Genomic DNA, 24819 nt, shown 5'->3' with positions numbered 1-24819 from the left:
CATGAAGGCGGTCATGGCCTTTGCGGGCAAGGCGTTTGCGTCAAAGGGCGGCCAGCAGGCGGCAGCCGCGGGCGGCTCGGGCGGGCCCAGCGGCTCGACCATGGGCAACATGAGCAAGGGTATGTCCCTGCTTGGGTCGCTGATGGAGTATGCGGGTCAGCGTCAGCAGGCGGCCGCCATGGACCAGGAGGCCCGCGACGAGGCCATGGCCGGGCGTCAGGAGTTCATCACCGCCAGCGAGCGCGTGACCCAGATCGACGCCGAGTATAACCGCCTGGTCGGCGACCAGCTGGTGGCGGCCGGTGCCATGGGCATCGACACGGGCTCGGGCAGCGTCGTCGCGGCCCGCGAGGCGGCGGAGGGCGACGCCGATCGCCAGCGCCGCATTATCCGGAACAGCTCCGAAGCAAATGCCCGCGTTCGGTTCGCCCGCTCTCTGGCGCAGCGGGAGGCGGCCAAGAACGTGCGGTTTGGCGCCACGATGAAGATGGGGCTCGACATGGGCGCCGCCTTCTTCGGGGGCGGCTAAGCCATGGCGCGAGGTCCTTTTCCAACCGGCAACGGCTTTGGCAACAACACCAGCGATCCGCTGGGCGGCATCAACATCGGGGCGCCCGCCGCCGGGGCCGCCTTCGCCTTGGCGGACGCCACGAAACGGGTCGGTCGCCAGATCGGCGAGATGGCCGAGCGGGCGTGGAAGCGGGAAGGCGAGGCCGACGCGGCGCGCGTAATCGCGGCAGAGGACCTGACCGGCAACGAGGCCGCGTTCCGGACCGGGCGTGGGACGGACGACGAGGCCTATAACGCGGTGCTGCGTGAAGACCGGTTCGCCAAGCGGCAGGCCGCCTACATGGAGGGCGCCGCCGAGATCGACATCGCGCACCCCAGCAACCTTGCGACCTGGTCTGAGGCCAACGCGGCCAACGCCGCCGCTTTTGCGCCGACCGGCGACGCCGAGACCGACACCAGCTTCGCCCGATGGCGGACGGTTTTCGACGCCCAGCGCCAGGGCCGTGTCCGCCAGGGGCAGGAAGCGGCTCGGGTCGCGACCGGGCGCGCGACCTTCGTCGAAGCGGCTTCGGTCGGCCGCACGGCCCTGGGACAGTCTGTGGCGACGGCCGGGTTTGACCAGGCCGGGACGACCTTGGTCGGTGTGTCGCTGAGCCAGTATGCGACCCATCTTTCGCGCTTCGGCCCGCGCGAGGCCTTCTCGATCGGCGGCGTGGAGTTCGCGGCCGATCCGACCCGGGCGGACGTCGTCAGCCCCGAGGCGCTGGCCGAGACGTTCGACACGGCGCGGCGCGAAACCCAGATGCTCTGGATCAGCGAAGCGGCGGAACGGTCCCCGGACGCGGCCGCCAAGCGGGCCTTTGTCGGGCAGGTGCAGGAACGATGGGCCGCTGGCGACCCCGCCTTCATCGGCCTGGACGCCGGGGATTTCTCCCGTCTGAACGCGTCGCTGGAGGCCGGTGTGGCGCGGTCAGAGGCCGACGCTGCGGCGGCGATCCGGGCGTCGGCCGACCGTGCGCGAGACCTGCTGAAGGCCGGCGAATATGGCGACGACGTCGATATGCAGGAGTTGCGCTCCGCCGCCCAGCAGTCGGGCGATCCGGGCCTGATCGCGCAGGTGGAGTTTGCGGCGGTGCATGGGTTCGAGGCCACGCCCGCCAGCCTTCGCACCGCGGAAGCGGGAGCCGGGGCTGTCGGTGGCGGCTTCGCGGGCGCGTCGGACTTCCTCTTGGACACGCTGGAAGGGTCGGGCTTCGTGGCGAACGACGGCGGTCGGGGGCGGTCGCAATGGGGCGTCACCGAGCGCAGTCATCCGGAGGCCTGGCGCGACGGCCGCGTGGACCGGGCGGAGGCGGTGCAGGTGGCCCGCGGCTATTGGGACGCCATCGGCGGCGACGGTCTGGACCCCGACCTCGCGGTAGCCGCGCTGGCTTCCGCCTACGTGGGCGGGATCGAAACGGCCAAGGGCTTCCTCAGGGAGGCCGACGGCGATCTGGATCAGTTCATGGCGCTGGAGGAGGCGCGGTTTCGGCAGCTGGCCGGCGGCAACCAGCAGAAGCTGGACGGCTGGCTGGCTCGACAGGGTCGGGTCCGCGCAATGGTCGGGCGCCAGCGCGCGCAGCGGCGATCGCAGGAAGGCTATTCGTCTGACCCGATCGGGTTCGCGCGGGGCAACCGAACCCGTCAGCCCATGGCGACGGTGACGGAGTTCGATCCGGCCGCGGGGTTTCTGTCCGGCACGGCCGGGCAGGGCTTCGGCCAGGCGTTGCGTCAGCGGCGGGCGCTCGGGCAGGCCCTGTCCCAACGGGACGGCGTCCCCGCGCGAATGCTGGATGATGAGGAGGCGCGCTTCTATCGCGACCGGATCGCCGCTGAGCCGGGGGCGATCATTCCTCTGGCTGCCAATGTTGCGACATCCCTGGGGGGCGACGGGTCCCGGCAGTTCTTCGCCGAGCTGGGGCGGCAGGGCATGGCCGGCGCGGACCTGCACCTCGCCTATCTGGCGACGGACCGTGACCATCACCTGTTCGTCTCGAACGTGATCGAGGGTCGCCGCCTGCGTGCGGAGGGCGCCAAGCCGCCCGTCTGGACCGGAGACGATCCCACACTCGACCAGGCGCTGCGGACGATGGCGCCCGCGTTCCAAAACCAGCCCGACCTGACGGCCGCGATCCGCAGCCTAGCCGAGGACCGAGCGATCGCGGATGTCGCGCGTGGCGAGCAGCGCGACGCCAGCTACTATCTGAACCTGGCGTCGGGCGCTCTCAACGTCGGCGGACATATGCACGGCGGCGTGACCGAACTGAACGGCCGCCAGACCCTTCTGCCGTCCTGGATGCGCGCTGACATGGCGGACGAGGCGCTGGAGTGGGCCTCGGTCATGTTCACCCGCAACGCCATCGGGCCGGTGTACGACAACGGCAGCCCGATCCCCGCGAACATGCTGCGGCGCTATCAGCTGCGAGCCCAGGCCGACGGGTCCTACCAGCTGCTGGACCCGCGCTCCGGGCGGCCCGCGATGGGCCGCAACGGCCGCGCGTTCCGCTTCGATGTCGAGCAGGAGGCTTTCCGCACCGGCTTGCGCAGGGCCCTGCCTGACGCCTTCGCTCCCGGAACCTGATCATGCCGCCTCAGTCTTTCGCGAACCGCTCCGTCCATACCCGGCCACGCTGGCAGGATGAGCCTGTCGCGCCGCCCGCCCCCGTCCCGTTCTGGTCGGCCGCCGCCCGGGGCGGGCGCGACCAGATGTTCAACTCGAACGAAGGCGGCCGTGAAGCCTATCTGACCTCGCAGCTGCTGGCCCGGCATCGGGAGATCGAACGGCTGACCGGGCAGTCGCTGGAGTATTCCGACGAAATGCCCGCCACCCAGGCCTTTGGGCGAGACCAGGCGGCGGATGTCGATCCGTACAGCGCGGACGCTCAGGTGCGGCGCGAGGCCAGCCGTCGTCGCCTGACCCCGGCGGAGTACGAAGCCCGCATTGACGAGATGCGGCGCGCCTTCCCGCAGCTGGCCAGCCTGCCGACGCGGCTTCAGATCAACGAGACGGTCCAGCGCGATCTGACGCGGATGCGCGCGGACGCCAGCGCGGGGGCCGCGAGCGGCTGGCAGGGGGCCGCGGGGAACTTCGTCGGCGGGGCGGGCGCCGGGATCATCGACCCCGCCAACCTGGCGTCAGCGGCCGCTACAGGCGGCGCGGGGGCCGGGCGGGGCATTCTGGTCAGGATGGGTGCTCAGGCCGTGGCCGGGGCGGGGACGGAGGTCCTGACGGCGCCGGAGCGCGCCCGCGCCGCCGTCGAGTTCGGCGGACCGGCCTATACCGGGCAGGAGGCCGCGCAGGACATCCTGTTCGGCGCGGTGGGCGGGGCCGGCTTCGAGTTTGTGGGCGAGGGATTTTCGCAGGTGTTTCGGGCCGCCGGCCGACGCTGGCAGGCCTCGCCGGAACCAGCGGAGCGGGGACTGGCCGACCAGGTCGAGCGGTTGCTGGACGATGAAGCCGTTATCGGCTCGTCCGCCCCTGATTTCGATGATGCCCGATCCCGACTGGCGCGGGGTGATTTGCCGCCGCAAATCCAGCCAGAGCGGGACCTGAGCGAAATGTTCCCGGAGACGCTGTCAGGCGGTGACAGGCAAATGCAACCCGCGTCGGCTCGCGCCTCGGCCGCGCCGGGCGCGATGGCCGAAACTGACTATCAGGGCCGCCGCATCTTCGCCGGGCGCTTCGACCCGTTGACCGTCGACGTTGACCCGGTGCGCTTTCAGTACAAGGCCGATGGTGACGCGGAGGGCGTGACCGGCCGACTGCGAGGCGTCGAGCGCTGGGACGCGACGGCCAGCGGCAAGGCGATCATCTTCGAGGACCTGGACGGTCGCTTGATCGTCGCGGACGGCCACCAGCGCCGTGGTCTCGCGCGGAGGCTGGCCGAGCAGGGCTGGGAAGACGCCCAGTTGGACGGCTATCTGTTCCGGGCCCGCGACGGCTGGGCGGCGGGCGACGTGCGCGTGGTGGCGGCGTTGAAGAACATCCGCGAAGGCTCCGGCGCAGTGCTGGACGCGGCCAAGGTCTTTCGCGATGCGCCCGGGGCGCTGAGTGATCGCAGCCTGCCGGTGACGGGCGACTTCATCCACCAGGCGCGCCAGCTGGCCGGACTGTCGGACGACGCCTTCAGGGCCGTGATCAACGGCGTCATCCCCGAACGATACGGCGCCGTGATCGGCGAGCAGGCGGGCGGCAAGACAGAGCTGCACGCGGACCTCGTTGAGTTGCTGCGTCGAGGCGACCCGCGTTCCATCGAGGGCGCGCGTGCGCTGGTCCAGGAGGGGCTGCTGGATGACTTCCTGAAGGCGGAGGGCCGCCAGATGGATTTGTTCGGCGGCCTGCCCCGCGAAAGCACCGTCATCGCCCGTGGGCGTATCCGCGAGGCGGTGATGGGGGCTCTGCGCAAGGATGAGCGGCTGAACGCCGCCCTGGTGCGGAACGCCGAAGCGATCGAGGCGGGCGGCAATGTTCTGGCGCGTTCGGAAAACGAGGCCCGTCTGGCCGTTGATCGTGCAGCCTCCGAGTTGGTGTCGCGTCTCGCCTTGCGATCCGGCGAGATGGGCGAGGCGTTCAGCAGCGCGGCCGCCGCCGTGACCAAGGGGGAGACGACGCCGGGCGCCGCCGCGAAGGGATTGGTGCAAAGGATCCGCGCGGCCGTGGCGGCGGGCGAGCGCCTGGACGCCGTCCGGGCCGAGGTGATCAATCCGGCCGCGCCGTCACCGGCGGCGTTGCGTGAGGTTGAGGCCTTCGACGCGCCCGGCGGAAAAGCGCAGCGAGACCAGATCGCATCGAAGCCGGAAGACGTGGCGCTTGAGGGTGGCCGACATGAGCTGGTTTTCATGACCGCACCGGATGGCGCTGGCGATCTAACCTGGGCTCTTGAGCCGCGAGGGGTCGGCGAAGCCGATCCGGAGATGGGCGGCATCAATGGTTTGTCCGGTGCCGTCGCTCCGGACGGCCGTTGGATCGTGAGGGTCGCGAGCTTGCCCGAAGCCGAGAGGGGCCGCGGTTTGGGTGTCGAACTCTACGAGGAGGCGGCGCGCCGCGCCGATGAGGCCGGCGGGCGGCTGGCGTCCGATCCCCGTCAGACGACAGTCGCCGCAGCCCGAGTGTGGGAGGCGCTGGAGCGCCGCGGCTACGAGGTCGTCAAAAACCCGGCGGCCCGGCTTCTTGAAGACGGCGTTTGGCGAGTGGACGGCCAACAGTCTGTATTCGAGGTCCGCGGAATGGCTGACCGCGCGCCGGGTCTGTTTGACGACATGCCGACCCTTGTCCCCGAAGAGCGGGCCTTGGCGGTGCTGAAGGCGTGCGCGCCGGGAGGGGCATAATGGCCACGTTTGGAAGCTGCATCGTTGAGGCGCTTGAAAAGGGCGAGATCGACGCTGACGCCGCGCGCAGCGCACAGGAAGCCTATGACGACGCCTATGCGGCGGCGTCCGAAACCTTGGGGCCGATCGACGCCGACCGGACGGCGGCCGAGAAGGCGATGATCAAGCTGGAGGCGGAGGCGATCGAGGCGCGCCGACGGCGTCAGCTGGCGGTCCGCACCCGGCGCGCGGCGCTGGAAACGATCGCGGGGTTGAAGACCCGTCGGGGCTATGACGGCGTCAAGGCGCTGGGCGGCGGCGATGGTTCTGGTCGGCCGCCGGCCGGCGGGTGGGTCCAGGGCGGAGCGCCGCCGGAGAAGGGCAAGCCCTATTCGGGCGGGGCCGTCGCGGCGATGGGGCTGAAGCGGCTGATTGAGAACCGGCCCGGCCTGTCTGGCGCACCCGGCCCGTCGGTGGCGGGGCGGTATCGCGTCGTCAGGGGCAAGTTCGACGCGATGATGGCCGACCTGATCGAGAAGTTCGAAACCCGGACGGGCTTTGACGCGCCGGGCCGCGCGCACATGGACAATATCGTGCGCGAGCTGTTCGGCGAGGATACCGGAGACAAGGCCGCCAAGGCGCTGGGCGAGGCCTGGTCAAAGACGGCCGAGGCCGCGCGCCTGATGTTCAACTCGGGCGGCGGGTCGATCGGCAAGCTGGAACGCTGGGGCCTGCCGCAGCAATGGGACGCCGCCCGGGTGCGCGAAATCGGGAAGGATGGGTGGGTCGCGACGGTCATGCCGCGTCTCGACCGGGCGGCCATGGTCGATCGGATGACGGGCTCGCCGTTCACGGACGCCCGCCTGAAGGCGGTCCTGGGCGACACCTGGTCCTCGATCGTCACCGGCGGGGCCAGCCGGGTGAAGCCCGGCGAACGGCTGGGGCAGGGCGTGCTGGCGAAACAGCGGGGCGACGAGCGCTTCCTGGTCTTCAAGTCGGCCGATGACTGGATGGCGGCGCAAAAGGCGTTCGGCGAGGGCGATCCCTTCCAAGCGATGATGGGCCACCTGGACGGCATGGCCAGCGACATCGCCCAGCTGCAAATCCTCGGGCCGAACCCGCGTCACCAGTTTCAGTGGCTGGCCGAGATGGCGCGCCGGGAGGCGACGCTGGAGGAGGCCGCCGGGGTCAAGGGCGCGCGCGATCGGGCGGAGGGCATGGTGCTGGAGGCCGAGCGGATGCTGGGCCACTACAACGGCGACCTGAATATGCCGGTGAACAGCCAGTTGTCGCAGGGCGCGGCCACGGTGCGCGGGGGCCTGACCGGCATCATGCTGGGGTCGGCTGTTCTGGGCGAGATCGGCTCAGGTTACGCCTTTGGCCGGATGGCGCGGAAGTTCAGCGGCCTGAACCGCAACGGTGACATGGGGGAGTTGATGCGGCTGCTGGCCTCGCCGGAAGAGCGGGCCATGGCGCGGCGGACCGGCTTCATCATCGAACAGGCCACCGACGGCTTCGTGCGGGGGAGCCATGACAACCTGCGTCTGATGACCGTGGGAGCCAAGGCGGAAGAGGGCATGAACGCCTTCGCCCGCCGCCTGCCGGCGGCCGTGATCCGGCTGCAAGGCCTGACCGGGCTGGTGGCGGCGCGCAAGCGATCGTTCCGGTTCGAGCTGATGGGAGCGCTTCATGACGTGCGCGATCGGACGTTGGCGGACCTCAAGGGCGGATCGAAACAGGATCAGGCCCTGGGCCGCTGGCTGGACGCCCGCGGCTTCACCGAGGCGGACTGGACCATTATCCGGGCGGCCGAGCCGTTCGAGCCCAGGGCGGGGGCCAGCTTCCTGTTGCCCGGCAAGGTCGCGCATCCCGAGTTGTCGGCGCGGCTGGGCGAGGCAATCGAGCTGGAGACCCGTTTCGCCAGTCCGGAGACGACGCTGGAGGCGCGCGGCATCTATACGACCCAGCGGCCCGGCACCTTCTGGGGTGAACTGCAGCGATCGTTCGGCATGTTCAAGGGGTTCACCGCGACCCTGACCAACCTGTACGCGCAGGAGATGGTCCTTCAGGCGCGGGCCCGTGGCGGGAACGCGATGTTCAACCTGGCGGCTGACGCCGCAGAGGGGATTTTCTTCCTGACCTTGGGCGGCGCCGTGACGATGCAGCTGCGTGAGCTGGTCAAGGGCAACGATCCCAAGCCGATCGACGACGCCAAGTTCTGGGGCGCGGCCCTGACGCAAGGCGGCGGCATGGGGCTGGCGGGCGATTTCTTCTACGCGGCTGAGGCACGCAACGGAAAGACTGCACCGGTGGCGGCTTTCGGTCCCGTGGGCCAGTTGGCGTCTGACACCTGGGGGCTGACAGGCGGGAACGCGCTGGAGGTCGGCGGGGCGATGCTGGACCGCGATGATCCCGCATCCCTGGGGGAGGCGGTCGAAAAGGCTCGTCCCGGCCGGGAGGCCGCGCGTTACGCCACCAACTACAATCCGCTGGCCAGCCTGTGGTGGAGCCGCGCGGCGTTCACGCGGATGGTCGGCGACAATCTCCAGAGGGTTCTGGACCCGGAGGCGGAGGAGGCGTTTGAGCGCCGCCGTCGCCGGATGGAGCGCGAAACCGGCCAGGAACAATGGTGGCCGCAAGGGCAGAATGCGCCCGAGCGGGCGCCGGACCTGCCGTCGATGCTGGGGGGCGACCCGCCAGACTGAGCCGCGTTGCCGTGATCGGCGGGGCGGCACAGTGGGTTCATGGCCGAACTGCCCGAAAATGACCGCATCGCCGGCCCGTTCATAGCAGCGAACGGGCAGACGGTATTCCCGGCGGACTTTCCGCTGATCGACGCCCCCGGCGATGCGCCGGGGAGCTGCGTCGTGTTCGTGCGCGAGCGCGGCGCGGATCGGGTCGAGCTGACGTTGGGCGGCTTCACCGTTTCAGCCATGAGCGACGCCGGGTTCACCCTGACGCTGGCGGCTGGGGCGGTCGCGGGAGACCGCTGTTTCATCGTCGGCCGGCAGGCCCAGAAGCGGCTCCGGGCCCACACACTGAACGGCGCGGTCCGCACGCCGACCCTTGAAGGCGACGCCCGCGAGGCCACCGCCCGGGCGCAGGAGGCCGCGCGCGATCTGCGCCGAGCCCTGCTGTTGCCCCATGGCATGAGCCTGAAGGCTCCGGCGCCCGGCACCTCGCTGGCGAGCCGGGTTTTCGGCGTCAGCGCCGACGGCACGCAAATCGTGCTGGTCCCGAATAGCGCCATCGCCCTGGCCGAAGACCTGGCCGCGTCGGCTGCGTCGCGCGTGGGGGCGGAGGCGGCGGCGCTGCTGGCCGGTCAGAAGGCCACGCTGGCGGGCGACAAGGCCGACCTGGCTACCGCCGAGGCTGCCGGCGCACTGGCCGCCCGGAACGCCGCCGACGCAGCCGCCGCGCAGGCAGCGGTCCAGCGTGGCCTGTCCGAGGCCGCCGCGGGCCTGTCTCACCAGTACCGCGACGAAGCCCAGCAAATCCTGGCCGCCACCCCGGCCAGTCCCAGCTACGCGACCGACGCGGCAGGCATCGCGGCCGTCGCGATCGGCGCGCAATACTGGCTGCGCACCGTCGACGGGCTGAGGCTGAAAACCAAGACGGGCGCCAGCACCTTCGCCGACTATGTGACCAGCGACGGTCGGGCCCTGATCCTGACGTCCACGAACGGCGTCTATGCCCTTCGCCCCATCATCCGCATGTACGTGTCCGCCCTGGGCGCGAACAACGACTTCACCATCCGGCCGGTCAACCCGCAGGAGCGGTTGAACGGTGCGGGCACTGATCCGCTGCTGATGTGGCCCTGGCCGAAAACCAACAGCATCGGTTCCGGCGCGACGAACGTCACTGTCCAGAACGGCGACGGTTCGACCTTCTTCGGCCCCGCCGCATTTGTGCGGTCGGGTCCCACCAACCTGTCGCCTAATGACGTCGAGCTGGGCTTCAACGTCGTGGGCCGCCGCATGACGGCCGGCGAAGACGTCGGCCAGCGCATCCTGTGGGTCGAGTGGCCGGACACCGCGGTGAAGCGTCTCTCGCCCGCCATCTCGCGCGGCCGCGTGTTCGGCGAGGCCCCGACGCCCGACCGGCCGATCGGCTGGGAGAAGGCGGAAAGCGACCTGCACCGCCTGCGCATCCGGTCGCACCGGGGAAACTATGCGGCTGGGCGGCCCTATCGACACGGGAACCATATCGAAGTCGCCATCAAGGACATGGGCACCTTCATGTCCGACCCGCCGGGCGTCCCGGCGCTGAACAGCTATTTCAGCATCTGGGGCGGCCGGATTTGCCAAGACCTCAACCTGCTCTTCGACAAACTGGACAGTGGCGTCTCGGTCAATAATGGCGGCGGCGGCCCCACGACGCTGGAGCCGCCGGGGATCCTTTGCAACTTCGCGACCCAGACCCCGGCGCAGGCCGTGGTCGCGGGCGTGTCGCACGGCAACTGGGACGCCCTCGGGGGCTTCCTGCGTCGCTTCTGGAACGACGCTTCGACCGGCACGATCATGGCCGTCACCTCGCTGAACCCGCTGAAGCTCCGGCTGAACATCAACGTCCACAAGGCGGCGGACGTGATCAAGCCGCTGGGCGTGGCGGGCATGGTCGAGATCAACGGCCAGGAACTGACCGTCACTGCCGTTGAGACCACCACCACGCCGAGCGACACCGTCGTGATCGGTGGCGTCAACGCGACGGGCTATGGAGCCTTTGCCGGCCACACGGGCGGGATCGAGGCGCGCAGCGGCAATCTGATCGCCAGCCCGACCTTGACCAGCCTGTACGGCGACCGGTTCAACCTGATCAACCAGGGCTTCATGCTGACGTCGGCTGGCGCCAAGGCCTGCCACGCGACCTATTCGCTGGACATCGTCAGCGAGGCCAACCGCCACCTGCAGATGGTCAGCACGCTGGACTTCACCCATGCGGACCTGACGGTGACGGCGGGGTTCGTGCGCACCAGCGTGACGCTGGCCGCCTTCACCGACATGGACCTGTGTCGCGGCATCTACGCCGGGGTGCCTGGGCCGTGGAAGCGGATCGGCAAGAGCGACGACAGCTCGACCCTGCTGGGACAGCCCGACGCGGTGGAGTTCACGCACAGCGACCTCACCACCAAGCGGGTGATCGTCAGCAACAACAGCGGCACCGGCAAGTCCCACAAGGAGAGCGTCGGCGGCGGCGCGTTCGTGGCCGTCAACAAGACGCTGGCCGAGACCTACGTCTCGAACTTCGCCGGTTTCTCCAAGCTGTACGGCGACCCGATCTACGACGCCACCGGCGCGACCAAGACGGACATGACCGGCCGCAAGCTGGTTTTCGACACCAGCTGGTGCTGGCGCGACGCCGATCCCATCCCGAACCCGGAGCTGATCACGTGAAACACCACGGCGCCTATGCCTACGTCTGCCCGCTCCATGACCTGGTCGGGCGCAATGCCGAGCTGGACACGTTGAAGGATCAGCTGGCGACCAACTATGGCCCGGACGGGCATTTCACCGCGCGGCGCATCAATGCGGCGGGTGAGTTCGACGAGTTCGGCGACACGATCGCCTGGACGTATGACGTCGAAGGCGAGGCGGAGCCGGAGGGGTGAGCGTCAAGACCTCCCTCACCGACGCGGTCGCCATTCTGGGCGCCGGCGGCCTCGGTGCTGCGGCGCTGAAGCTGACGCAGTCGTGGCTGGAGAAGCGCGGCCAGAAGCCGTCGCCGTCGAAGGACGCGGCAGACCTGGTCAACGCGGCCGCCGTCTTCCAGCAGCATCTGAACGTGGCGGCCGAGGGCATCGTCGGCCAGCTGCGCGGCACGATCGCGCGGCTGGAAGCCGAGGTCGAGCGGCTGGACCGCGCGCACGCGACCTGTGAGGCCGACGCCCGCCGCATGGAAGGCGAGCTGAACCAGCAGCGCCAGATCACCGAAAGCCTCGCCCGCGAACTGCGCAAGGCGGGGATCGACGTCACCGACCTGACCGGCCAGCGGCCGCTTATCGTCCTCGAGGCCAACAGATCATGACCGCCACCCTTCAGGCCGCGCACGCCGCGGCGAAGCTGACCTATGACCAGCTGACCGAACTTCTGGCGGTCGAGACCCAGACGGACGCCCGGCTGGACCTGGTCGATCCGGGCGCCTTCTTCGGCCACGTGCGGGGTCGCCTGTGGCCGCGCCTGTCGGTCGAGCAAGTGCAGGGCTGCGAACGGGTCATCGCCATGTGCGGGCGCGCGCGCCTGCCGCTGGCGGACGCCGCCTATGTGCTGGCGACCGACTATCACGAGACCGCCTATGCCATGCAGCCGGTCCGCGAGAAGGGCGGCGAGGCTTACCTGCGCAAGTACGACACCGGGCGGCTGGCTCAGCAGCTGGGGAATACGCCCGAGGCGGACGGCGACGGCATCTTGTACGCCGGTCGCGGCGACGTTCAGCTGACCGGCTACGCCAACTATCTGAAGGCGACGAACCGCCTGCGTGAGCTGGGCGTGATCGGCGCGGCCGAGGACCTGACGGTGACGCCGGACCTCGCCCTGCGGCCCGACGTGTCTGCGGCGGTGCTGGTGTACGGCATGGCCGAGGGCTGGTTCACCGGGCGCAAGCTGAGCGCCTACCTGCCCCGCACGGGCGAGGCCGCGCCCAAGGCGTTCGAGAAGGCCCGCCCGATCGTCAACGGCACGGACAAGGCGGCAGTGATCGCCGGCTATGCGGTCCACTTCCAGCGCGCGCTTCAGCTGGGGGGATACGGTCGATGAAGGCCTCAATCATCACCTTCCTGCCGTGGCTGTTATCGGCAGTCACGGTCTGGATGACGTTGTTGGCGGGGAGCAAAAGCCGCCATGCGTGGGCGGTCGGTCTCGGCAATCAGGCGCTCTGGCTGGTCTGGATCGTCGCGGCTCAGGCCTGGGGACTGATCCCGCTGAACCTCGCGCTTTGGGTCGTCTATGCCCGCAATCACCTGAAGTGGTCGAAGCATGAGCGGGCGCCGCTCACTCGGCCACTGTCCGGCCCGCCTTCGATTGTGGAGGAGGTTCCGCTCTTCGCGCAGGTCGATGCTCTGTTCGACAAACACGGCGTCGAGCGCCCACCGTGGCAGCTACGCGACGAGCTGGTGTCGGCTTTCATGTGGGCGCGGTTCGCCCTTCGCCGTGAAGCGGAAGAACGCAAATGACCGCCGCCCGGATCACCGGCGCCTTCCGCGTCGAGGAGGTTCCCGGCCAGGTCAAGGACGGCCGCCAGGTCGTGCGCCTGCTGGAGACGCTGGAATACCGCGTCGGCTCCGAAGACAGCCCCGTGGTTATCTGCGTGCCAGCCGGGTTCGAGACCGACTTCGCCAGCATCCCGTTCGGGGTGCGCAACCTGTTTCCGGCGCTGGGCCCCTGGGGCCGCCCGGCCATCATTCACGACTACCTCTACGCCACCCGTGGCGAGGACGGCCGCTTCACGCGGTTGCAGGCCGACAGGATCTTCCTGGAAGCCATGGAGGTGGTCGGCGTCCCCGCATGGCGGCGGACGATCATGTTTCGCGCGGTCCGGATCGGCGGCGCGGGAGGATGGGGCAGCTAGCCCCGAACCGGCTTCACTAGGAGAAAGCCAATGACCCGTCACACCATGCTCGCCATCTGCGCCGGCGCTGCGCTCGCCAGCCTCGCCAGCGACGCCGCCTTTGCCGCTGGCGCCACGGCCAACTCGTCCTCGCTTGAGGCCAGCGAGGTCCTTAGCGCTACCGGTGCCACCGCGCCGCGCGTCTCGCTGGATGACCTCAACGCCGCCATTGCGTCGGAGAACTATTTCACGGCCGGCGAGGCGGCCGAAGCGCTGGGTCAGCCGACCAGCGGCCCCCTGGACCTCCTGACGCTCTGTCTGCTGACGACGAAGAGCGGCTTCACCATCGTCGGGAAAAGCGCCCCGGCCTCGCCCGAGAACTTCGACCCGCTGAAGGGCCGAAGCTTCGCTCGCGAAGACGCCATTCGCCAGCTCTGGCCGCTGATGGGCTTCGCCCTGCGCGAGCGCCTCGCGGCCGCCTGACCCGTCAAGGCCCTCGCCGGTGGCGGCGGGGGCCTCCCCGCCGCCCACATTCAGAAAGAAAATCCCATGAGACGTTCGCTCCTCCTGACTGCCTCCGTCCTCGCGCTGACCCTGGCGTCGGGTCTGCTCTCCGCCTGCGGCACGGTGGGTGGCCAAGTGCTGACCAATCTGCAGGGCTGTCATCGCCAGTACGACGGCGTCGTGTCGGCCGGGCTGGGCGCCGGCTTCTCGGGCACGGTCAAGATCGACTGCCCGCCCGGCACGCCGGTGGACCCTGAACCGATCCCGCCTTCGCCCGACTGACGATCCGGCCCGCAGGAGAGTTCCGGTTTATGAAGGCCCTCGCCGGTGACGGCGGGGGCCTTTCTCATGAGCGAAGATGCGTCGCCTGGCTGCGCAGCTGGATGGCATCGCGGACCTCGCCGCTCATCTTCAGCGGCACGGGTGAGCCGGTCATGCTGGCTTGAGCCCAGAAGGTGACGCGGCCCTCACACCGGCGATCAGGGTTCCAGCGCACCCACACCCGGCACCGCCCGGTCTTTCCCCAGAGCACGGCGTCGTCCCCGGCCAGCCGGCGCAGGTCGGCCGTCGACACATGGAGACGCGTCTTGCAGGCGGGGCAGTCCGCCAGGATCGTCCAGCGCTCGGCGTGCATCTCAGCCACCGTCAGCGCCCGAAGCGGGCTCGGCGGCGATGCGATGGTGTCGGGGTTGCGGGCTCCCATGGCGGCGGCATACGCCCGAGGCTCTGCCGAAAGCAAGAACGAAACCGGAACAAAGGCCCGCGTTGCCGTGGACAGCGCGGCGCGATCCTGAGGCTTCTGGATCGCCAGCGCGGCGATCGTTCTCAACGGAGCAACGCCGCCATGGCCCTCAACAAGACCCAGCTCAGCAAGGCCGCCAACCTTAACTCGATCGACGGCGCCCCGCGCAGCCGCCAGCTCTGGCACTACAACGGCGGGGCGGACACCGTCGCGACCGTGGTCGCCGCCGGCTACTTCAACGACGTGCGCGCCTTTCTGAACGTCGGCGACCTGATCCTGACGGTGGCCGCGACCAACGCGGCCTTCCGCGCCCTGACCGTTACGGCGGTTCCGGCGGCGGGCGGCAACGTCACCGTGGCGGCCGCCGCCTTCAGCTGATCCGGCTTCGGCCGGTCAAGGCTGGCGCCGGGTTCCCGTCCGCCTGACCGATCGAGAAACGCCCCGGCGCATAATGACGCCGGGGCGTTTTGCTGTCCGACATTGGGCGAGACGGGCCTTGGCGGGCGCTGAAACTGTCCGACTTCCTGTTATGATTTTCGCTCAAGTCGGACGGACGAGGTAAGCAAAGTCATTGATTTCAAAGGCATGGTGTCAACGCCTTTATAACTTCGTGTTTCGGAAACCGGAGCGGCCTTACCCGTTCCGCGTTTCATAGGCACAAGGGGCCAACACTCCTGAAACAGGCCTGAAGACACCTCATGAACAGAGCCCGGCGCGCCCGCATTGTCGCCACCCTCGGTCCCGCAAGCCGCGCGCCCGGGACCGTCAAGGCTCTGGCCCAGGCCGGGGTGGACGTCTTCCGTCTGAACTTCAGCCATGGCTCGCACGAGGATCACGCCGCGGCCCTGAAGGCGGTGCGCGGCGCCGAGCTGGCGCTGAAGCGTCCGCTGGGCGTGCTGGCCGACCTGCAGGGGCCCAAGCTGCGCCTCGGTCGCTTCGCCAATGTCGAGATCGATGTCGGCCCCGGGCACAAGATGCGCTTCGACCTCGACCCCACGCCGGGCGACGAGACGCGGGTGCAGATGCCCCACCCCGAGATCTTCAAGGCCCTGCGCACCGGCATGCTGCTGCTGCTGGACGACGGCCGGGTGCGGCTGCGCGTCGGCGAACGGACCGACCAGTGGGCCGACGTCACGGTTGAGAGCGGCTCCAAACTGTCGGACCGCAAGGGCGTGGCGGTGCCCGAGGCGGTGGTGCCGGTTTCGGCCCTGACGCCCAAGGACCGTGAAGACCTGGCCTTCGCCCTGCGCATCGGCGTGGACTGGGTGGCGCTGAGCTTCGTGCAGACGGCCGAGGACATGGCGGAGCTGAAGCGTCTGGTCGGCGGCAAGGCGGCCTGCCTCGCCAAGATCGAGAAGCCGCAGGCCCTGACCCATCTCGACAGCATCCTCGACTACTGCGACGGCGTGATGGTCGCGCGCGGGGATCTGGGCGTGGAGCTGGAGCCTGAAGAGGTTCCGGTGGCGCAGAAGCAGATCATCCGCGCCGCCCGCCAGCGCGGCGTGCCGGTGATCGTGGCGACCCAGATGCTGGAATCGATGACGGCCTCGCCGTCGCCGACCCGCGCCGAGGCCTCCGATGTGGCCAACGCCGTCTACGAAGGCGCCGACGCCATGATGCTGTCGGCCGAGACCGCCTCGGGCCAGTATCCGCTGGAAGCCGTGGGCATCATGAACCGCATCATCGAGCGGGTGGAGCAGGATCCCCTGTGGCCCAGCCTGATGGACGCCGAGCATGCGGGCATGGAGGAGCACGATGTCGACGCCCTCGTCGCCGCGGCGCGCAAGGCGGCGGATTCGCAGGCCACGGCCTGTATCGTGGTCTTCACCACCACCGGCGGCACCGCCCGCCGGATGGCGCGGGAGCGGCCGCTGCAACCGATTCTGACCCTGACCCCCAATCCGGACACGGCCCGGCGTCTGTCGCTGGTCTGGGGGCTGGAGACCCGGCTGGGCAAGGAGCCCGCCTCGCTCGAGGACGTGACCGAAGACGCGGTCAACAGCGCCATGACCTTCGGCCTTGCCGAGCCCGGTCAGCGCATCCTGATCCTGGCGGGAACGCCCTTCGGCGCGCCGGGGGCTGCGAATCTGCTGCGTCTGGCCCATGCTCCCGCGAGGAAGGGCGGCAAAGGCCGCGCCTGATCCCTCGGAAGGGGGCCTTTTGATCAAATATATCGGCTCCAAGCGCGCCCTGCTGGGTCAGGTCTCGGCGACGGTCGCCGCCCTGCTGCCGCAGGGCGGGACGGTCTGTGACCTGTTCTCCGGCTCCGCCCGCGTGGGCCATGCGCTGAAGGGGCAGGGCTTCCGGGTCTGGTCCAACGATCACAACGCCTATGCCCACACCCTCGCCACCGCCTATGTGCAGGCGGATCGCGGGCCTTGGCTGGAGCAGGCCGAGGCGGTGCTGGCCGAGCTGCGCACGGTGACGCCGGAGCGGGGCTGGTTCACCAAGGCCTTCTGCGAGGACGCGCGCTTCTTCCATCCGGACAACGGCGCGATCATCGACGCCATGCGCGAGCGGATCGCGGCGATGGCGCTGGAACCCGAGCTGGAGGCGATCGCCCTGGTCGCCCTGATGGAGGCGGCGGACCGGGTGGATTCCACGGCCGGTCTGCAGATGGCCTATATGAAGGCCTGGGCCCCGCGGGCGCTGAAGACGCTGGAGCTGCGGATGCCCGATATCCTGCCCGGCGTCGCGGCCGGACCGTGCAAGGCGACCCATGCGGATGCGGTCGCGATCGCGCCGGAGATCGAGGCCGATCTGGTCTATCTGGACCCGCCCTATAACCAGCATTCCTATCTGGGGAATTATCACTGCTGGGAGAGCCTGGTCCTTTGGGACATGCCCGAGACCTATGGGGTGGCGAACAAGCGGGTCGACGTGAAAACCCGCAAGAGCGCGTTCAACAGCCGGCCCGGCATCGGTCCGGCGCTGGAGGCGGTGGTGGCGAACCTGAAGGCGCCGAACCTTGTCGTGTCGTTCAATGACGAGGGCTATCTGAGCCGGGAGCAACTGGTCGCCATGCTGTCGACGCGGGGCGAGGTGCAGGTGATCGAGATCGCCCGACCCCGCTACGTCGGCGCCCGGATCGGCATCCACAGTCCCAAGGGGGAGAAGGTCGGAACGGTCGGTCGGCTGCGGAACGTCGAATATCTGTTCGTGGTCGGTGAGCGGCGGATCGAGATCGCCGACGCCGCCTGAGGGAACGCGGCGAGTCCGGGGCCGTTGTGTCGGGCATGGAACAGATGACCCTGACCCCTTCGCGCCGCATGGAAGGCGCCCGCGCCTATGACCGGGCCGCCGATGCGTTCGGCGTTGTGAGCCGCCCGGCGGCGGCGCCGTCGGCGCGTTTCGAGACCCGTCCTGTCGAAGAAGTCGCCCTGCCCGAGCCGACCATGCAGGACATGGTTCGCGCCATTCCCGGCTGGGCCGTGGTAATCGGCGGCGGCGTCGTCGCCGCCCTGATGGGTGTGATGCTGGGCGGCGCCCTGCACATCTGATCGCACTGGACCCGTCGTCTGAGTTAGCGTTCGCCTGTGTCCTGATATTGCGGCGCGTGTGCCTGAGGAACGGACCCGGTGGGCGTCATCCCGGCGGCCGACTGGATCAGTTGAAGCGACAGACTATTTGTCTCGGCCGCTGTAAATCGTCCGTTCGCGCTAAGCTGGCAAATGTAGAACATCCCGATGTCTAGGAAGGCCGTCCGCTCGCTGGTGGCTGAAAGAGCGGTGGCGGTCTGGGCAATCGCCGCAGACATCGCCGCCGACGCCTCCGCGTTGCCGCTCTCGGTCGCTTCCGCCGCCGCCGCCGTCATGGAGGCCAGGACGTTCGCCGGAGCCTCGGCTTGCGCGCTCGCATTCAGGCTTCCGCTTGCGGCGCGGGCGGTCATGGCGCGCTGCATGCAGATGTTGCCGCCTTCGTAAATGACGCCGGCATTGACGTCGTTGTTCCAGACGAAAAGCGTTCCGACGGTCCGGATTGGGCCGTTCGGCGGCTGGGCTTGCGTCGCTACCGACAGATAACTGCGTGTTCCGGGCTTGGGCAGGGTGTCGCAAGCGGCGGTGACAAGCGACGCCAAGGCTATGATGGCGACAGCGATTCTCATGTACAGCCTCCCCGTGGCGACCTTAGGTTGAGCACGTTCCGGGGCACTGTCAAGAACAATGTTATTCGAAGGCCCGGGCGCGGCCCTCAGCCCTCCAGCACGGCCTTTACCGGTCCCCAGGTGCGCCGATGCTCGGGGCAGGGGCCGTGGAGCCTGAGGGCAGCACTGTGGACCGGGGCGTTATAGCCCTTGTGGCCGGCGAAGCCGTAGGCGGGATAGAGGGCGTCCATCTCGACCATGACCCGGTCTCGCGCCGTCTTGGCGAGGATCGAGGCCGCCGCGATGGACAGGCTGAGGCCGTCGCCGCCGACCACGGTCTGGATCGGGCAGGGCAGCTTGAAGCGGTAGTTGCCGTCGACCAGGGCGGCCACGGGCTGGATCGGCATGGCCGCGATGGCCCGGCACATGGCCAGGCCGGTGGCGCCGATGATGTTCAGCTCCTCGATCTCGCGGGCCGAGGCGAAGCCGACGCCCCAGGCGAGGGCGCGGGCCTTGATCTCGGGCTCCAGCGCCGCGCGGCGCTTCTCGGTCAGGGCCTTGGAATCGTCGATGCCGGGGGGCAGGTCGTCGGGGTTGAGGATGACCGCGCCGGCGGAGACCGGCCCCGCCCACGGCCCGCGCCCGGCCTCGTCCACGCCGCACACCAGTCCGCCGCTGGACTGGGCCAGCAGGGTTTCGAGGGCGAGGGTCGGGAAGACGCGGTCGGACATCACCGGCGGGCCATCGCACGAACCTGGGCGTGACGGAAGCAGGTTGTCTGGTGGTCGTTGACCATGCCGACGGCCTGCATGAAGGCATAGCAGATGACCGGGCCGCAGAAGTTGAAGCCACGCTTTTTCAGGGCCTTGGCCATGGCTTCACTCTCGGCGGTTTTGGTCGGCGCCTCGCGGAAGTCGGACCAGTCGTTCTGGATCGGGGCGCCGCCGACGAAGGACCAGAGCCAGGCGGTGAAGTCCTCGCCGTTGTCCCGCATCTCCAGCCAGATCCGGGCGCCGTTGATGGCGGCGTTGATCTTGGCGCGGGAGCGGATGATGCGCGGGTCGTTGAGCAGGCGTTCGATGTCGGCCTCGCCATAGGCGGCGACCGTCTCGGGATCGAAGCCGTCGAAGGCGTCGCGGAGGCCCTCTCGTTTGCGCAGGATGGTGATCCAGGCGAGGCCGGCCTGGAAGCCGTCGAGGATCAGCTTTTCCCACAGGGCGCGGGGGTCGTACTCGGGCACGCCCCACTCGGTGTCGTGGTAGGCGATGTAGAGGGCGTCGGTGGTTCCGCACCAGCCGCAGCGGCCGTCGGCATGTGAGTCGGTCATGGGCCGCAGAATGGGGCAGGCGGCTTGCTACGACTACTACTGTGAGCGGGCCGAAATTTTCCGGAGAAAAAATCAGAAGACTCGAACATCCAACTTCCGGCGCCGTTCGGGGGGCACGATGTCAAGGATCGGCGGGCAGTCTGGCATGCGGGTGCGTCAGAAATGGACGCAGGCGACCTAGGCGGCGTCTTCCCTTGACGGCATGACCTCGCCGACGGTGAGGCGGCTGCGGTCGTGGATCACCTGGATGTCGCGGGGTTTGACGATTGCATTGCAGTGGCCGCAGGCGATGCGCGGCGACAGGTCGTGGCCGCATTCCTTGTGCACCATGGTCAGGCCCGCATTCTCCTCGCCATAGACGTGCTTGGCGCCCCAGGCGTGCAGGGTGACGAGGACGCCGTACAGGTCCTTGCCCTTGGCGGTCAGGACATATTCGTTGCGCGGCGGGCGTTCGGAATAGAGCCGGGCCTCCAGCACGCCGTGCTGGACCAGGGTCTTGAGGCGGGCGGCCAGCACATTGCGGGCGACGCCGAGCCGCTCCTGCCACTGTTCGAAGCGGCTGACGCCGTTGAAGGCGTCGCGAATGACCAGCATCGTCCACGGGTCGCCGATCACCTCGAGGGTGGCGGCGACGGTGCAGCTTTGGCGAGAGTAGTCGGCTGTGCGTCCCATGGCGCAAAGGTGACCCCACGTCAGCGCTTTTGCAAGAGGGTTGCCAATCTGAACCCACTGAGTCAGTCTTGTTTGGCTACGGACACGTTTCGGTCCCGCCGCGACGTTTCCTAGTCCCTTGACCTCGGGCGGGAGATTTCGGTCTTCCGCCCGCTCTTTCCCGCCGATAGACCGACGCCATGACGCACCAGACCCTCGACGAAGCCCTGACCCTGACCGCGGACGGCGCGGGCGGTCTGATCGCGCCGATGACCGGGTCCTTCTCGAATGCGCCCACGATGATGCCGCCGGAAAAGGGCTCTCCGTTCGGCGGGCTGATGGCGGCGCTGGCGGCCAAGGCGGCGCGCGAGACGCTGGGGATCACCACCCCGCTGCGCACCGTGGCGACCCAGTTTCTGATCGGCGCGAAATTCGAGCCGATGACGATCAACAGCGACCTGCTGCGCGGCGGTCGGTCGGCGTCCTACGTCAATGTGCGGGCGGGGCAGGGCGAGCGGCTGGCGATGAGCGGGCTGGTCACCTTCGGCGCGCCGGGCGAGGGGCCGGAACTGCGCGCCGCCTCCATCACCCCGCCGCCGCTGGCCGACCAGCCGCTGACGCCGATGGACCCGCGGTTCGGCCCCCACTTCACCCGCCATGTCGAGCATCGTTTCGTCGGCGGCATCAAGCTGTTCGGACGCAACGAGACCGACCGGATGGGGGTGTGGATGCGCACCGCGGACGGCAAGCCGCTGGACGAGGCGCGTCTGGCCTTCCTGCTGGACGCCACCTTCCCGGTCTACTGGACCATGCTGCCGGCCCCGCCCGCGGTCTCGGCGACGGCGGACCTGCGCTACGACTTCTTCGGCCCTGTGCCGGAGGACGCCGCCCCGGACGGCTGGACCTATTTCGAGTTCGTCTCGCGCGACAGCCACGGCGGCTGGACGGTGGAGGACGCGACGGCGTGGGCGCAGGACGGACGGCCGCTGGCGGTGGGGCGGCAGCTCAGGAAGGTGCTAGCGTCGCGGGCGCCGTAGAGCTGACCGCAGCTATTCGGGAGCGTCGATCGGCTCGGGCCCGGCCCAGTCGAAGTCGCGGTAGGTGGCTTCGTCGCGGGGCGAAGAGTATCCGATGAAGACGCTCGCGTCGTACTGGCGAAGCATGATCTGTCGCATGCCGTGATCGCGGGACAGCGTCAGCACGTTCCGGAGATAGTCGCGTCTGGGTACAGAGCTGGACGTCCCGTCCGGGAGGGGTATCCACGCGAACACGATCACCTCTTTCGACCGGAAGGGCCGGACGTTTAGCAATGCGCCGAGGTCTGCCCGGGTTTGACCGAGGTCCGCTGCCGAGGCCGAAAGCCAGCACTGCCGGAAGAAGGTCCGGCCGTCCCCCGGGGAGGTCCAGCGAAAGGCCGAGGTCAGAATTCGGATCGTTGTTCCGTCGGATGTCTTCTCCAGGCCTCTGAGATCCGGACCGAACGTACCCGGCAAGTAGAGATTGGGAACATCGTCGGGCGTCATCCACCTGAACCCGTCCTGTTCCGCCCTATGCCACGTCAGGCGGTGATCGCCGTCGGGCTCGATGCAGAAACGCCAGGCGAGGTCCGCAAGGCTTTCAGCGGGCGCCGGTTGCGGGGGTGAGATCAGGGCCAGGGCGGCGGCCAGCGCCGTGAGCATGGGCGGTCTCCGCGCGGCTGATCAGGTTGAGCCGATACGCAACCTTGGCATGTGAGGGCGCACGGGCGTCACCGTCAAGGACGAAGGCCTGCTCAGTGCGGCAGGCCGCGCAGCTGGATCAGGGGGATGACGATGTCTTCCTCGTCTTCCAGGTGGCGCAGCAGGAGGGGGGCGCCGGTGTCGAGGGCGTCGCCGAGGCGGGCGGCGCGGTCGGGGGCGTCGGCGGCGTTTGAGGCGATCGCCTGATGGAAGGCCATGCCGGACTGGAAGAGGGTCTCGAGCTGGCCGTGGATGACGTCGTGGTCGCGGTCCAGCAGGTCGATGCCGTGTTCGATGCGGGGCTCGAGCTTGCGCATCATGGGGAAATACTGGCCGCTCTCGATGCGGTGGTGGCCGTCGAGGTGCTGCAGGAAGGACTGCAGGGTGGGGATCAGGGCGCGGTGCAGGGCGCGGACGTCGCCGCCCGCGCGCCACTGGCTGACCAGCCCGTCCATATGACCCTGATGGCCGCGGAAGCTGCCGTGCATCTGGAGCCAGAAGGCGGCGGTCTGGTCGAGGCCGGGCTCGGCCCAGCGGTCGCGGGGGTATTCGTCGCGCAGATAGAGCCACTCGACCGGCAGGCCGTGACGCAGCGCGAGGGCGAGCGCCTCGTCGGAGGGCTCCGGCGAGGGGTCAGACAACGGCGGTGGTCGTCTTGATGAAGCCGCCGCCCAGCAGGCGATCGGGATCGGCCGGGTCGTAGAGGGCGCAGGCCTGACCGGGGGCGACGCCTTCCTCACCGGTCTCGAAGGCGAGGGAGACGACGCCGTCGATAAGAGAGAGCCGGGCCGGTGAGGGCGGGCGGGTCGAGCGGACGCGCGCCAGCACCGGGGCGCCGGCTTCGGCGGCGGCCTCGATGGAGGCGTGGTCGCCCAGCCAGTTGGTCTCGTCCAGCGTCAGGGCGGCGGTCAGCAGGGCGTCGCGCGGGCCGACGATGACGTGGCGCTTGACCGGATCCAGCTTCGTTACGAACAGGGGCTCGCCCACGGCGACGTTGAGGCCGCGGCGCTGGCCGATGGTGTAGTCGGTGATGCCGGCATGGGCGCCCAGCACGCGGCCGTCCATGTGCACGATCTCGCCGGCCTCGCGGCCTTCGGGGCGCAGCTTGTCGATCAGGGTGCGGTAGTCGCCGTTGGGGACGAAGCAGATGTCCTGGCTGTCCGGCTTGGCGGCGATGCGCAGGCCGAGCTCCAGCGCCACGCCGCGCACCTGGGGCTTTTCCAGATCGGCGAGGGGGAAGCGCAGGTAGTCGAGCTGCGCCGGGGTGGTGGCGAAGAGGAAGTAGGACTGGTCGCGCGAGTGGTCGATGGCCTTGCGCATCTGGGCGCGGCCGTCGGCGCCGACGGCGCGGCGGACATAGTGGCCGGTGGCCATGGCCTCGGCGCCGAGATCGCGGGCGACGTCCAGCAGGTCGCGGAACTTCACGGTTTGATTGCAGCGGATGCAGGGGACCGGCGTCTGGCCCGCCAGATAGCTGTCGGCGAACTGGTCGATCACGGCGTCGCGGAAGCGGCTTTCGTAGTCGAGGACATAGTGGGGGATGCCCAGGGTCTCGGCGGCGAGGCGGGCGTCGTGGATGTCCTGACCGGCGCAGCAGGCGCCCTTCTTCTTGAGGGCGGCGCCGTGGTCGTAGAGCTGGAGGGTGACGCCGACGACGTCATAGCCCGCCTTGTGCAGCAGGCCGGCGACGACGGTGGAGTCCACCCCGCCCGACATGGCCGCGACCACGCGCGCGCCGACGGGCAGGCCCACCGCCTTGCGTGCGCTCTCGATCGCCGCGTCCATGTCCTGCGGCGAGGCCATGGGGGCGATGTTCGGAACGGGGCAGATGTCCTCGACGAAACTCATGGCCGCCATTTAGTGCGCAAGCCGCGCAATTTCGAGGCCTAGCGGAAGATGGCGCGCAAACGACAACGGCCGCCCCGTTTCGAGGGCGGCCGCTGCAGGCGTTACACGGGGAGAAGGTCTAACCGCGATAGTGCTGGATACGCGTGGTCCGCAGACCCTGCATGCCCCATTTGTCGATCGCCTTTTGCCAGGCGATGAACTCTTCCGCGGTCAGGCGGTACCGGGCCAGCGCGTCTTCCAGGCTGATGAGACCACCGCGAACAGCGGCGACCACCTCGGCCTTGCGACGGATGACCCAGCGATCCGTATTGGGCGGCGGCAGGTCACGCAGCGTGAGCGGCGTGCCGGTCGGACCGACCACATATTGTTCGCCTGAGTTATTTAGGCGTCGCTCTTGCAACATGGGCTTATGCCTCATTCACCACCACCATTGAGCGTGCAAGGTAGCGCCGGGCCGCTAAGGGCCTTTTAAGCGTCGTGGTGAAGGAAAGAATAAAATCCCTTCCGTCCACGCCCCCGATATTCAACGAAGTCTTCATCGAGACTA

Annotated in this window: 26 protein-coding genes; 17 read left to right on the top strand and 9 right to left on the bottom strand. The window is 69.1% G+C overall.

Annotation, left to right across the window (positions count from 1 at the left end):
- Position 1: 1 nt before the first annotated feature.
- The 12 genes from ACW174_RS00830 (at position 2) to ACW174_RS00775 (ending at position 14184) form a co-directional block, all read left to right on the top strand.
- Positions 2–529: a hypothetical protein gene (locus tag ACW174_RS00830; protein WP_492015807.1), complete on the top strand. Its 528-nt coding sequence runs from the start codon at positions 2–4 to the stop codon at positions 527–529.
- 3 nt (positions 530–532) lie between these two features.
- Complete coding sequence (locus ACW174_RS00825; protein WP_492015806.1) at positions 533–3130, top strand: hypothetical protein; 2598 nt, start codon at positions 533–535, stop codon at positions 3128–3130.
- 2 nt (positions 3131–3132) lie between these two features.
- The gene (locus ACW174_RS00820) at positions 3133–5877 is read left to right on the top strand and encodes a hypothetical protein (RefSeq protein ID WP_492015805.1); all 2745 of its coding nucleotides are present in this window, start codon (positions 3133–3135) and stop codon (positions 5875–5877) included.
- Positions 5877–8561 (top strand): hypothetical protein, encoded by a 2685-nt coding sequence (locus ACW174_RS00815; RefSeq protein WP_492015804.1) that lies wholly within the window; start codon positions 5877–5879, stop codon positions 8559–8561. Before ACW174_RS00820 ends, ACW174_RS00815 begins: the two co-directional genes overlap by 1 nt.
- Before the next feature lie 39 nt (positions 8562–8600).
- Positions 8601–11249 carry a hypothetical protein gene (locus ACW174_RS00810; RefSeq protein WP_492015803.1) on the top strand — a complete coding sequence of 883 codons (2649 nt, stop codon included), beginning with the start codon at positions 8601–8603 and terminating at the stop codon, positions 11247–11249.
- Entirely contained in the window at positions 11246–11464 is a 219-nt protein-coding gene (locus ACW174_RS00805) for a hypothetical protein (RefSeq protein ID WP_492015802.1), read from the top strand. Before ACW174_RS00810 ends, ACW174_RS00805 begins: the two co-directional genes overlap by 4 nt.
- The gene (locus ACW174_RS00800; protein WP_492015801.1) at positions 11461–11880 is read left to right on the top strand and encodes a hypothetical protein; all 420 of its coding nucleotides are present in this window, start codon (positions 11461–11463) and stop codon (positions 11878–11880) included. The genes ACW174_RS00805 and ACW174_RS00800 overlap by 4 nt, the downstream gene beginning before the upstream one ends.
- Positions 11877–12608, top strand: a complete 732-nt coding sequence (locus ACW174_RS00795; RefSeq protein WP_492015800.1) for a hypothetical protein — start codon at positions 11877–11879, stop codon at positions 12606–12608. Before ACW174_RS00800 ends, ACW174_RS00795 begins: the two co-directional genes overlap by 4 nt.
- Positions 12605–13024 (top strand): hypothetical protein, encoded by a 420-nt coding sequence (locus ACW174_RS00790; RefSeq protein ID WP_492015799.1) that lies wholly within the window; start codon positions 12605–12607, stop codon positions 13022–13024. The genes ACW174_RS00795 and ACW174_RS00790 overlap by 4 nt, the downstream gene beginning before the upstream one ends.
- On the top strand, positions 13021–13419 hold the full coding sequence (locus ACW174_RS00785) for a DUF1353 domain-containing protein (protein WP_492015798.1): 399 nt from the start codon (positions 13021–13023) through the stop codon (positions 13417–13419). Before ACW174_RS00790 ends, ACW174_RS00785 begins: the two co-directional genes overlap by 4 nt.
- Before the next feature lie 30 nt (positions 13420–13449).
- Positions 13450–13881: a Gp49 family protein gene (locus ACW174_RS00780; RefSeq protein ID WP_492015797.1), complete on the top strand. Its 432-nt coding sequence runs from the start codon at positions 13450–13452 to the stop codon at positions 13879–13881.
- 66 nt (positions 13882–13947) lie between these two features.
- A complete protein-coding gene (locus tag ACW174_RS00775; RefSeq protein WP_492015796.1) occupies positions 13948–14184 on the top strand; it encodes a hypothetical protein in 237 nt (78 codons plus the stop codon).
- Between the two features lie 64 nt (positions 14185–14248).
- Here ACW174_RS00775 and ACW174_RS00770 read toward each other — a convergent pair whose 3' ends face one another.
- Positions 14249–14731, bottom strand: a complete 483-nt coding sequence (locus tag ACW174_RS00770) for a hypothetical protein (protein WP_492015795.1) — start codon at positions 14729–14731, stop codon at positions 14249–14251.
- Between the two features lie 15 nt (positions 14732–14746).
- Between ACW174_RS00770 and ACW174_RS00765 the strand changes: the two genes are divergently transcribed.
- From ACW174_RS00765 to ACW174_RS00750, 4 genes are all read left to right on the top strand, one after another.
- Positions 14747–15022, top strand: a complete 276-nt coding sequence (locus ACW174_RS00765; RefSeq protein ID WP_492015794.1) for a hypothetical protein — start codon at positions 14747–14749, stop codon at positions 15020–15022.
- Positions 15023–15342: 320 nt separating this feature from the next.
- On the top strand, positions 15343–16785 hold the full coding sequence (gene pyk / locus ACW174_RS00760; RefSeq protein ID WP_492015793.1) for a pyruvate kinase: 1443 nt from the start codon (positions 15343–15345) through the stop codon (positions 16783–16785).
- A gap of 19 nt (positions 16786–16804) precedes the next feature.
- Positions 16805–17845 carry a DNA adenine methylase gene (locus ACW174_RS00755; RefSeq protein ID WP_492015792.1) on the top strand — a complete coding sequence of 347 codons (1041 nt, stop codon included), beginning with the start codon at positions 16805–16807 and terminating at the stop codon, positions 17843–17845.
- Positions 17846–17880: 35 nt separating this feature from the next.
- Positions 17881–18144, top strand: coding sequence for a hypothetical protein (locus ACW174_RS00750; RefSeq protein WP_492015791.1), 264 nt, complete (start codon positions 17881–17883; stop codon positions 18142–18144).
- Positions 18145–18167: 23 nt separating this feature from the next.
- Here the strand turns inward: ACW174_RS00750 and ACW174_RS00745 are convergent, their stop codons facing one another.
- From ACW174_RS00745 to ACW174_RS00730, 4 genes are all read right to left on the bottom strand, one after another.
- The gene (locus tag ACW174_RS00745; RefSeq protein ID WP_492015790.1) at positions 18168–18749 is read right to left on the bottom strand and encodes a hypothetical protein; all 582 of its coding nucleotides are present in this window, start codon (positions 18747–18749) and stop codon (positions 18168–18170) included.
- Between the two features lie 86 nt (positions 18750–18835).
- A complete protein-coding gene (gene rnhB, locus ACW174_RS00740) occupies positions 18836–19459 on the bottom strand; it encodes a ribonuclease HII (protein WP_492015789.1) in 624 nt (207 codons plus the stop codon).
- Positions 19459–20055 (bottom strand): DNA-3-methyladenine glycosylase I, encoded by a 597-nt coding sequence (locus ACW174_RS00735; protein ID WP_492015788.1) that lies wholly within the window; start codon positions 20053–20055, stop codon positions 19459–19461. The genes rnhB and ACW174_RS00735 overlap by 1 nt, the downstream gene beginning before the upstream one ends.
- 177 nt (positions 20056–20232) lie before the next feature.
- Positions 20233–20727: a winged helix-turn-helix transcriptional regulator gene (locus tag ACW174_RS00730; RefSeq protein WP_492015787.1), complete on the bottom strand. Its 495-nt coding sequence runs from the start codon at positions 20725–20727 to the stop codon at positions 20233–20235.
- 179 nt (positions 20728–20906) lie between these two features.
- On the opposite strand from ACW174_RS00730, the gene ACW174_RS00725 reads away from it, so the two are divergent.
- On the top strand, positions 20907–21743 hold the full coding sequence (locus ACW174_RS00725; RefSeq protein ID WP_492015786.1) for an acyl-CoA thioesterase: 837 nt from the start codon (positions 20907–20909) through the stop codon (positions 21741–21743).
- 12 nt (positions 21744–21755) lie between these two features.
- Here the strand turns inward: ACW174_RS00725 and ACW174_RS00720 are convergent, their stop codons facing one another.
- The 4 genes from ACW174_RS00720 to sciP all read right to left on the bottom strand — a co-directional run bounded on the left by ACW174_RS00720 (position 21756) and on the right by sciP (position 24675).
- The gene (locus ACW174_RS00720; protein WP_492015785.1) at positions 21756–22385 is read right to left on the bottom strand and encodes a hypothetical protein; all 630 of its coding nucleotides are present in this window, start codon (positions 22383–22385) and stop codon (positions 21756–21758) included.
- A 92-nt stretch (positions 22386–22477) separates the two neighbouring features.
- Positions 22478–23065 carry a hemerythrin domain-containing protein gene (locus tag ACW174_RS00715; RefSeq protein WP_492015784.1) on the bottom strand — a complete coding sequence of 196 codons (588 nt, stop codon included), beginning with the start codon at positions 23063–23065 and terminating at the stop codon, positions 22478–22480.
- Complete coding sequence (gene mnmA, locus ACW174_RS00710) at positions 23058–24272, bottom strand: tRNA 2-thiouridine(34) synthase MnmA (RefSeq protein ID WP_492015783.1); 1215 nt, start codon at positions 24270–24272, stop codon at positions 23058–23060. Before mnmA ends, ACW174_RS00715 begins: the two co-directional genes overlap by 8 nt.
- A gap of 118 nt (positions 24273–24390) precedes the next feature.
- Positions 24391–24675: a CtrA inhibitor SciP gene (sciP, locus tag ACW174_RS00705; protein ID WP_492017316.1), complete on the bottom strand. Its 285-nt coding sequence runs from the start codon at positions 24673–24675 to the stop codon at positions 24391–24393.
- Between the last annotated feature and the right edge of the window lie 144 nt (positions 24676–24819).

Source organism: Brevundimonas sp. AVps31 (assembly GCF_058681355.1).
This window is presented reverse-complemented; position numbering and strand designations above follow the sequence as displayed.